Annotated in this window: 9 protein-coding genes; 2 read left to right on the top strand and 7 right to left on the bottom strand. The window is 45.4% G+C overall.

The annotated features are described in order from the left end of the window. Positions 1 to 506: 506 nt before the first annotated feature. From EWV84_RS05915 to EWV84_RS05885, 7 genes are all read right to left on the bottom strand, one after another. Positions 507 to 1688 carry an aldo/keto reductase gene (locus EWV84_RS05915; protein WP_287077117.1) on the bottom strand — a complete coding sequence of 394 codons (1182 nt, stop codon included), beginning with the start codon at positions 1686 to 1688 and terminating at the stop codon, positions 507 to 509. Positions 1689 to 1870: 182 nt separating this feature from the next. Beyond that, a complete protein-coding gene (gene map, locus EWV84_RS05910; protein ID WP_287077115.1) occupies positions 1871 to 2635 on the bottom strand; it encodes a type I methionyl aminopeptidase in 765 nt (254 codons plus the stop codon). A 199-nt stretch (positions 2636 to 2834) separates the two neighbouring features. After that, positions 2835 to 3644: a phosphate ABC transporter ATP-binding protein PstB gene (gene pstB / locus EWV84_RS05905; protein WP_287077113.1), complete on the bottom strand. Its 810-nt coding sequence runs from the start codon at positions 3642 to 3644 to the stop codon at positions 2835 to 2837. An 11-nt stretch (positions 3645 to 3655) separates the two neighbouring features. Continuing rightward, positions 3656 to 4540, bottom strand: coding sequence for a phosphate ABC transporter permease PstA (pstA, locus tag EWV84_RS05900; RefSeq protein ID WP_286824269.1), 885 nt, complete (start codon positions 4538 to 4540; stop codon positions 3656 to 3658). A 3-nt stretch (positions 4541 to 4543) separates the two neighbouring features. Then, positions 4544 to 5518: a phosphate ABC transporter permease subunit PstC gene (gene pstC / locus EWV84_RS05895; RefSeq protein ID WP_286824268.1), complete on the bottom strand. Its 975-nt coding sequence runs from the start codon at positions 5516 to 5518 to the stop codon at positions 4544 to 4546. A 175-nt stretch (positions 5519 to 5693) separates the two neighbouring features. Further along, positions 5694 to 6707 (bottom strand): phosphate ABC transporter substrate-binding protein PstS, encoded by a 1014-nt coding sequence (gene pstS / locus EWV84_RS05890; protein WP_287077110.1) that lies wholly within the window; start codon positions 6705 to 6707, stop codon positions 5694 to 5696. A gap of 546 nt (positions 6708 to 7253) precedes the next feature. After that, positions 7254 to 7490 carry a hypothetical protein gene (locus EWV84_RS05885; protein WP_287077108.1) on the bottom strand — a complete coding sequence of 79 codons (237 nt, stop codon included), beginning with the start codon at positions 7488 to 7490 and terminating at the stop codon, positions 7254 to 7256. 430 nt (positions 7491 to 7920) lie between these two features. Between EWV84_RS05885 and sppA the strand changes: the two genes are divergently transcribed. Next, positions 7921 to 8742: a signal peptide peptidase SppA gene (sppA, locus tag EWV84_RS05880; protein ID WP_286826844.1), complete on the top strand. Its 822-nt coding sequence runs from the start codon at positions 7921 to 7923 to the stop codon at positions 8740 to 8742. A gap of 68 nt (positions 8743 to 8810) precedes the next feature. Beyond that, positions 8811 to 9212 carry a chorismate mutase gene (gene aroH, locus EWV84_RS05875; protein WP_287077106.1) on the top strand — a complete coding sequence of 134 codons (402 nt, stop codon included), beginning with the start codon at positions 8811 to 8813 and terminating at the stop codon, positions 9210 to 9212. The last annotated feature ends 190 nt before the right edge of the window (positions 9213 to 9402 follow it).

Genomic DNA, 9402 nt, shown 5'->3' with positions numbered 1-9402 from the left:
AGATTGGCCATGATAACCCAACGATTGTCTGGGGATAATTTCCCCTCCGAGGGAAACTCGAAGTTTTCTGGTGAGGTTGGCAGTTGCTCAATCTTGCGATACATTAGTACTAAGGAGAGGAGATGCAAGGGTTTTGAGCGATTAAGCGCAGATTTAAGTGCATTTGGGAAGCTCTCAATCAAGCTAAAAGCCCTTTCCTGTAAGGTTTTTAGCTTCTTTCAGCCAACCCTAACTAAGTGTCAGCAGAAGTCCCTCGCTTTTAGCGATGGGATGAATGCTGACCAACATATAGACAATTCTCAAAAACCGATGCTCCGATGAACAGATCTTGACCACTATTCCTTAAGCGATAAGCGAGCTTCGACGGGTCGTGTTGCAAGAAAAAGTATGGGTCTTAGGAACTAGGACTTCTGCCGGGGTCGGGAAGGTAAGACTGGCTATCTTTCGAGGTAGAAAGCGCATCCCATTGAAGCAGGAAGCTCTCAACGACCTTGAGAGTAGTTCACCTAACTACTGCTTAAGCGTTGTACCGTTTCTCCCGACAATAATCGATGAGTTTCGGCGAGAAGATAGGGAATTTTATCAGCGTGGGGACTAGCGGCTAAACAGGGAGTTAAATCGAGTTTTTCCACCTCTTTTGCCTGTTGACCGGGGAACCAGTGACCCCCATTCCCCAAGAGATTGTATCTGGCCTTGGCAAAGTCAATCATATCGTAGGCGATAGCGAGATTGCGTAACCAGAGGATAGAAGGAATATTGATGTGATTGGGGGTATTTTCCCAGCTAGGTAAACCCACAGACCAAGTTTTCACCCAATTATCGCCTAAACAGTTGATCATCTCCCCTTGCAATCTCTCGATAATTGGCGGTAAAATCTCCTCGGCTCGATCGAGTAAGGGTAAAGTTTTCAGGTGTTCATCAAAATCTCTGGCTCGCGCAGCACCGATACTAAGGGTATGGACGGTCGGATGACTGAGACAGAATAGGTTATTAAAAACCATCGGACTGAGAGGAAAACAGAGAGCCACGAGCTTAGGGGGAGGATTATAGAGATGGCCGCCCTTATCGGAGGGACTAATGATAAAAACCCCCATATCGTGCTGTTTTGCCGCTTCTATGGCCGGCCAGTTATTCTGAAAAATATAGTACCAGTGCAGATTGAGGTAATCGTAACAATTTGTTGCAATAGTCTTGACAATTACATCATTTTGTGCATGGGTCGAGAAACCGATAAAACGAACTTTTCCCTGTTGCTGTAATTTTTTCGCCTCTTGCCAACAACCGCCCTCGGCCATAGTGTAATCGAGAATTTCAGCGGTGTTGATGCCATGGATACCCAACAAATCCACATAATCTAACCGTAAAAATTGCAGGGATTGCTCAAAGTTACGGCGAAATTCCCGCACATCTTGACTAGGAGAAACTTTCGTCTGCACGATAATCTCATCTCTGGGTAGTTGCGGTAAAATTTTGCCTAATTGCATCTCGGAAGTGCCGTAACCCCTAGCGGTTTCGATGTGATTAATCCCCACTTCCAGAGATTTATTGATGATTGCCTCTAAATTGCCTTGATTCTCGTCGGGAATTTGCGACATTGGCACATCCTGCCACTGAAATTGATAGCGCATTCCCCCACAGGAAAACACCGGCATTTGTAGATTAGTGCGACCGAAACGACGATACTGCATATATTCAGTTATCAGTTATTAGTGGGAAGTGAGGAGACCACTTCGTGCGCGTTGCGGGGGGAGAAGGGAGAGGGGTGATGGGGTTTTAGGGTTTTAGGGTTTTGGGGTATTAGTTGAAACTTCCCTATTTCCCCATTCTCCCATTCCCCCATTCCCTATCCCCTGTTCCCCGTTCCCTAAATTTAATCGGGTAAAGTGAGAATTTCGACACCGGTTTCGGTGACGGCGATGGTGTGTTCAAATTGGGCCGAAAGTTTACCATCTTTAGTAATAGCAGTCCAACCGTCTTTTAAGACAATATGTTGCCAGGTTCCCTCATTAATCATTGGTTCAATGGTGAATACCATGCCGGGGCGAATTTTTTTGCCCTTGCCACGAGTGCCGTAGTGGGGAACCTGCGGACCGGTGTGAAAAACATTACTGATACCATGACCGACAAAATCTCTAACCACCGAAAATCCTTCTCCTTCGGCATATTCTTGGATAGCCGCCCCGATATCGCCGATTTTACCCCCCGGCTGCACTGCATCTATGCCTCTTTGCAGACATTCTCTGGTAACTTCCACTAACTTTTTGGCCAGGGGGGAGGGAGTACCGACAAAGAAAGTGCGTGAGGTATCGCCGTGATAACCTTCTAAAATCGGGGTGACATCGATGTTAATAATATCGCCCTCTTTAAGGATTTGATTGGCGCTGGGGATGCCGTGACAGATGACCTCGTTAATGCTAGTACAGATAGACTTAGGGAAACCATGGTATCCTAGGGGCGCACTTTTCGCTCCCTGGGCGCAAGTCCAACGTTCTGCCTCATCATTGATTTCTAGGGTACTTACCCCCGGTTTGACCATATCTGCCAGATGGTCTAAGAGTTTAGCCGCTAATCGTCCGGCTCGACGCATTTTTTCAATTTCCCGGGGAGAGAGTAAGGTGATGGTATCGTTGCCCATGAATTATCCGACTGTTGAGAAAGATTCTTGTTACATTTCTTATCCTAGCAAAATCGGGCAGCGTTATTGTTTAGGGGGGGAGACTTTTCAGTTATCAGTAAACAGTAAACAGTAATCAGTGAACTGAAAACTCACATATGATCACTGATAACTGATCACTGATCACTGATAGCTGTCTCCCGTCCCCTGACAAGACAAATTAACCGAATCTACCGGCTACATAATCGCGAGTTTGTTGATTAACTGCATCGGTGAAAATTTTCTGGGTGGCATCACATTCCACCAAACGACCGACGCGGGTTTCATCGGCATTAAAAAAGGCCGTGCGATCGGATACCCTAGAGGCCTGTTGCATATTATGGGTGACAATGACGATCGTGTATTGTTCCTTCAATTCATGGATTAATTCCTCGACTTTGAGGGTAGAAAGGGGGTCTAAAGCGGAACAAGGTTCATCCATTAATAATACTTTTGGTTTTACTGCCAAAGCGCGAGCAATACACAATCTTTGTTGTTGTCCTCCCGATAATCCTAAAGCGGATTTATTCAACAGCTCTTGAACTTCATTCCAAAGAGCAGCTCCTTTTAAAGCTGATTCCACAATCTCATCTAATTCACTGCGACTAGCGGAACGATAAATTCTAATACCGTAGGCTATATTATCGTAAATACTAGCGGGAAAAGGGTTAGGGCGCTGAAACACCATACCCACCTGTCGCCGTAAAGTATGAAGGTTAACTTTGGGGGCGTAGATATCCTGGCCAAAAAACCTAACTTTGCCCTTAACTGTCACTTGCCCCTCTAATTCCCCGATGCGATTGAGGGCTTTTAAGAGAGTAGATTTACCACAACCAGAGGGGCCGATCATGGCGGTTACTTGCCTTTGAGGTATTTGTAAAGAAACCCCTTCCAGGGCTTTTTTGCTACCGTAGAAAAAGCTGAGATTTTCGACTTCGATCGCCGAATTAGCTAGAGAAGTAGGGGTGTTCATGGTAGAGGAATCGATCATCAGAAAAGTGCTTAATTTGAGCGTTTACGAGTGACAAAACGGGAGAGAAGGCTAGTAATTAAAACTAAGATAATTAGGACTAAAGAAGCTGTCCAAGCTAGGGAATTTTGTTCAGGAAAGGGGGAACTAGCGTAGTTATAAATCAACACCGTTAAAGCTGGTGTGGGCGACCAAAGACTTTCTTGCCAAAATTGACTAAATAAAGCCGTAAACATTAAGGGAGCGGTTTCTCCAGCGGCCCGGGCCACCGCTAATAATATCCCGGTCATAATCGGTGCGATCGCTGCTGGCAGGACAATGCGAAATACCGTATTGAAACGGGAACCCCCCAAAGCGGAAGAACCGAGACGGTAGGACATGGGTATTAGTTTTAGGGACTCTTCCGTGGTTAAAGCGACGATGGGCAACATAATCACCCCCAAAGCAAAGGCCCCCGCTACGGCGGAAAATTGTTTGGTGGTTAAGACCAAAACCCCGAAGGAAAACACCCCGACGATGACGGAAGGGGTACTACTCAACACCACGATCGCAAAGCGCAGAATACCGCCAATTTTGGAACCCCGAGCGAATTCCGAGAGGAAAACCCCGGTGAGAATCCCCAGAGGTATGCTGCCTAAAGCCGCTAAACCGACCATGGTTAAAGTCCCCACGATTGCATTGGCAAAACCGTTGGGAACACTGGGATCGGAGCCAACTGGGGCGGGTAAAGAGGTGAAAACTTGCCAATTAAATCCGGGTAAACCTTCTTTGACAATTTGAAAGAGAATAGCGAATAAAGGCAGAATGGCGATGGCACTAAGAGCGATCGCTAAACCCGTGAGACCGTTGGTAAAAAAATGTCGCCACGGTGACAGGGGTTGCTGTAAATCTTCTTCGGGAAAAGCTCCTTGAGTCATAAATTAACGATTGCGGTTGATAAATTGTACTAATAAGGCCGCTACACTATTGACGGCTAAGGTAATAAAAAATAGAGTCAAAGCTAGATACATCAAGGCTCCGATGTGGATTTTTTCAAAAGCTTCTGGGAAGGTATTAGCTAGTACAGCAGGAATAGTATAACCAGGGGCCAAGAGGGAGGGACTAATAATCGAGGAGTTACCGATTACCATGGCCACCGCCATAGTTTCCCCTAAAGCGCGCCCTAAACCGAGGATAATCGCCCCGATAATGCCAGAACTGGCCGCCGGCAACAACACGCGCCAGATGGTTTCCCAACGAGTCGCCCCTAGGGCCATGGAGGCGCTGCGTAATTCGGGGGGGACGGTAAGCAACACATCGCGACTGATAGCGGAAATAGTCGGCACGATCATGATGGCCAGGATCACACCGGCGATCAGCATACTTGGTCCCAACGGTTGGGTATTAAACAAAGGGAACCAAGCAAAATTTTGAAATAACCATTCTTGCAGAGGTTTCAGCACGGGAATTAGTACGAAAATCCCCCATAAACCAATAATTACACTGGGAATCGAGGCAATTAGTTCCACTAGAAAACCGATGGGATAACGGACACTTGCCGGCAAATAATTCTCGCTCGTGGTTAAAGCAACGGCGACACTGAGGGGAATAGCTAATAAAAGAGCTAGAATCGAGGAAACGATCGAACCGAAAATAAAAGGTAAACCACCAAATTTGAGGACGTTAACATCCCAAGTGGTTCCCCAGAGAAATCCCCAACCGAATTCATTGATCGCCGGCCGCGCATCCTGAAAAACAATCCAGGCCATCCAGAGCAGAAAGATTAAACCAGAGGCGGCACAAATCCAGACTAAGATTGTAAAAATGCGATCAAATAAACCCGCAGTACCGGGGCTTTCGTTAAGATTGGCCGCCGAGAGATCAAAAGACTCGACCGATTCAGAAAAATTAGCCATAAGGTAGAGAGCGATTAGCAGTTATCAGTTGTTTAAAACGCAACTGTAGGGGCTGAACATTGTTCAGCCCAGAGAAAAGAAATACTTGCAGTTATTAGTTATGAGGTTAACCGGTAACTTTTTTCCATCTTACTGGAAAGCGGTGACAATCAAGTTCAAACTAATACAAAAGTATTTATTTAATTTTGTTAACTTCGGCTAAAACTTTTTGTGTCACCGATTGGGGAATCCGGGTAAATTCCAATTGATTGTTAATACCTTGACCGGTGGTGAGAATCCAAGTCAACAGTCTTTTAATTTCCGCCGCTTTTTTGTTATCAGCGTAGTCTCTCGGTACTAATAACCAAGTAATCCCGACGATCGGATAGCCATTGCTCGGATCATCTACATTAGCGGTAAAATCAGCGTTAAATTTCACCCCTTCCATAGCTTTGTTAGCTTCGGCGAGACTCGGTTCGACAAATTGACCGGCTTTATTTTGAACTTTGGCAGTTCTCATGGTTGCCCCTTCATTTTTGCGGGCAAAGGTATCTTGAACGTAACCGATCGAGCCTTCTGTTTGTTTAACCAGGGCCGCCACACCATCATTTTTCGGTCCCTTGAGAACGGTAAAACCCCAGTTAGGTTCTTTGCTGGTTCCCACTTTACTTTTGAAAGAAGGACTAATAGCACTCAGGTGGGAAGTAAAAATCTCTGTAGTACCGCTACCATCGGCCCTAACCACCACTTTAATGGGTCGGTCGGGCAGTTTCGGATCCACTTGTTTCCAGTTGGTGATCTCGCCACTGAAGATTTTACCGAGGTTAGCCCGGGAAATTTGCAGGTTATTTACCCCGGGCAGATTATACACCACGGCGACGGCTCCTCCGGCGGTGGGAACTAGCAGTAACCCATTTTTCATCTGGCCTTTTTCCGAGGAGGAAGGAGCGGCATCGGAAGCCCCAAAATCGACGGTTCCGGCGATAAATTGCCGGACACCAGCACCGCTACCGACGGAATTATAGTTAACGGTGACACCAGTGGCGTTTTTATAGTCGGCAAAATAACGCTGGTATAGGGGCGCGGGAAAGGAGGCTCCCGCACCGTTCAGGGTTTGGGCGAAAGCTTCTCCCATCGTCCCTGCTAAGGCCGCTGCCGTGGCGAAGGAGACAGCACACACACGAGTTAGGGTAGCAGTTGAGAATATCATAAGTTTTCTGGTTGAAGAATCCTGCACAATTGGGAAAGTTGAACTTTCTTCAAAATATAGTTTAAGGCATAAATATTACTTTTAAATCTAGAAATATTGGGGATTTTTTTGGTTAAGATTGGGTAAAATTTCGGTTAAGTTTAATTTAAAAAGTTCACAGCTTTTGGCAATAATTTAGATCGATCAAGACCAAAATCCATTGTATCTATTCAAGGATGAAATCTTAATTTAAACCATCTGTTGGGGAGAAATTGCCCGGACAAAGCTTTTTATCTAGGGCAGGCTGAATAAATCTAAAAACCTTCAAAAAGTGCCGATCCTGGAAGTGATCTTGGGGAAATTTAGGCACTTTTTCCCTGAACATTAGGTAATTGACCACGGCTCGACTGAGCTTCGCCGAACGTCCGAACGTCCTGAAAATGGGTAAAACCCCACACCCCACACCCCACACCCTGCCCCCAGGAAAAACTTTTTCAGCAGACCCTAATTAGGGTTGATCAAGCTTTTTGCGGGTGATTTGGCTAATATATACCCGTTGGCTAATCTTTACTCCTGATCTGGGGATTGTCCGAAAAGATGCTCTACGATTCGCTTAACTTCTGTGCGGATACCAGTGACTTCGTTGCGGAAAAACTGCCGATCGCTCTCAGCTTGAGTGATAAATTGATTTAAGCGCTCGTTGGTTCGTTCAAGACTCCCTGCTATATCTTCTCGATTCTGTTGCGTGAGGACAACGGTAGCCTGTAGTATGCTCTCGATCCGTTCTAATCTTTCATCCGTCATGGGTGACAATCCCTTGAGAGCTTTTTATCTGTCTCTCTACTTAGAATTATATAGGGCTTGCTGAATCAAGGTATGAATGACAACCTTGCACCCATCCAAAAGTTAGTTTGGGTCTAGGTTTTAAAAATCCCACAAAAGAAGATTCATATCTCAAATCAGCAACGCCAAAAACTCTAATAGCAAATCTGTTTTTAATAGTATGATTAACTTCCAATCGAACTTTAAAAACCCGCTCCCCACTTCCCACTTCCTATTCCCCGCTCTCTTGCCCAAATACTCACCTCGCCTACCTCAACTCTGGCCAGTTAATGCTATTATACACCTAACCAGACATTTTAGCCTGAAATTCTGAAATATAATGTTTGCTTAACCTGGAACGATCAAAGCGTTAGATTAGAAAGAGTCCTTTTTTTAGAGATATTTAAACCTGATGGTCTGGCCTTTTAAACCGAAAACCCGCAAACAAATCGCTCGAATAGAAATTACAGGTGCAATTGCCTCCGATACCCGCAAAAGAGTCTTAAAAGCCCTAGAAATCGTCAAAGAAAGGCAATATCCCGCCCTACTTCTCCGCATTGACTCCCCCGGGGGAACCGTGGGGGATTCCCAAGAAATTTATGAAGCATTGAAGCGGTTACAAAAAAACACGAAAATAATCGCTAGTTTTGGCAATATTTCCGCCTCTGGCGGCGTTTATATCGGTATGGGGGCTAATTATATTATGGCTAACCCCGGCACGATTACTGGCTCGATCGGTGTTATCCTGAGAGGGAACAATCTGGAAAGATTGTTGGATAAGGTGGGAGTTTCGTTTAAAGTGATTAAATCTGGCCCTTATAAAGATATTCTCTCCTTCGATCGAGAATTAACTGATGAAGAAGAAAGAATTCTCCAGGATATGATCGATACCAGTTATCAGCAATTTCTGCAAACCGTCGCCAGCGCTAGAAATTTAGATGTCAATCAGGTGAAAAGTTTTGCCGATGGGCGCATTTTTACCGGTCAACAGGCTTTAGAATTAGGAGTGGTCGATCGCTTGGGAACCGAGGAAGATGCCCGACTTTGGGCGCTAGAATTGGCAGGATTACCCCCAGATAAAACTAAATGTCAGACTATCGAAGAACCGAAACCCCTCCTCAGTCGTCTGACGGGCAATCGTTCCCAAATACCCCTAGGATTACAAAAAACCCTACAGCGTCTAGAATTTGAATTGGAAGTTAACGGACAACTATTGTGGTTATACCGACCCTGATGGCCAAATTAAAGTCGAGAAAAAGGGCGCGTTAACCCCTAAAATTGACTCATCAGGATTAGCGGAGGATGACAATCGTGCAGTGGAAGGTTCGAGCCATTCGGGGAGCGACGACAGTAACGGTTAATACTATTGAAGCTATACGAGAAGCAGTGACAGAACTCCTCGAAGCGATCGAAATCCACAATAGTCTCGATCCCGATGATATTGTTAGTATTATCTTTACGGCAACTCAGGATTTAGACGCGATTTTTCCCGCTGCTATCGCTCGCGAACGTCCCCATTGGCAAAATGTCCCCCTCCTCGATGTGCAACAGATGCACGTCGCTGGTAGTCTGGACAAGTGTATTCGGGTAATTCTCCACGTTAATACTCTCAAACTGCAAAGCGAAATGCAGCACGTCTATCTGCAAGGGGCGAAAAATCTTCGCCCCGATTGGCAGATTTCTCCAGTCACTATTAATCGCTAAAATCTTCGATAACCTGTTCCCGCATTTTCTATTAAGTTTATCGAAAATTTGGGTTAAAACCCCGTCGTTTTAGGACGGCTTTAAGCTACAATGGAAAAAGCGATAACCAAGCTAAAAACTGAACCTTGACAACAGATAGTAGGGGGTTTCGTTCAGAAAAGACTTCAAATTCGGCCTTGAACGAGTAAAA

It is taken from the genome of Microcystis sp. M_QC_C_20170808_M3Col (assembly GCF_007095505.1).
In the GTDB taxonomy this organism is placed as follows: domain Bacteria; phylum Cyanobacteriota; class Cyanobacteriia; order Cyanobacteriales; family Microcystaceae; genus Microcystis.
This window is presented reverse-complemented; position numbering and strand designations above follow the sequence as displayed.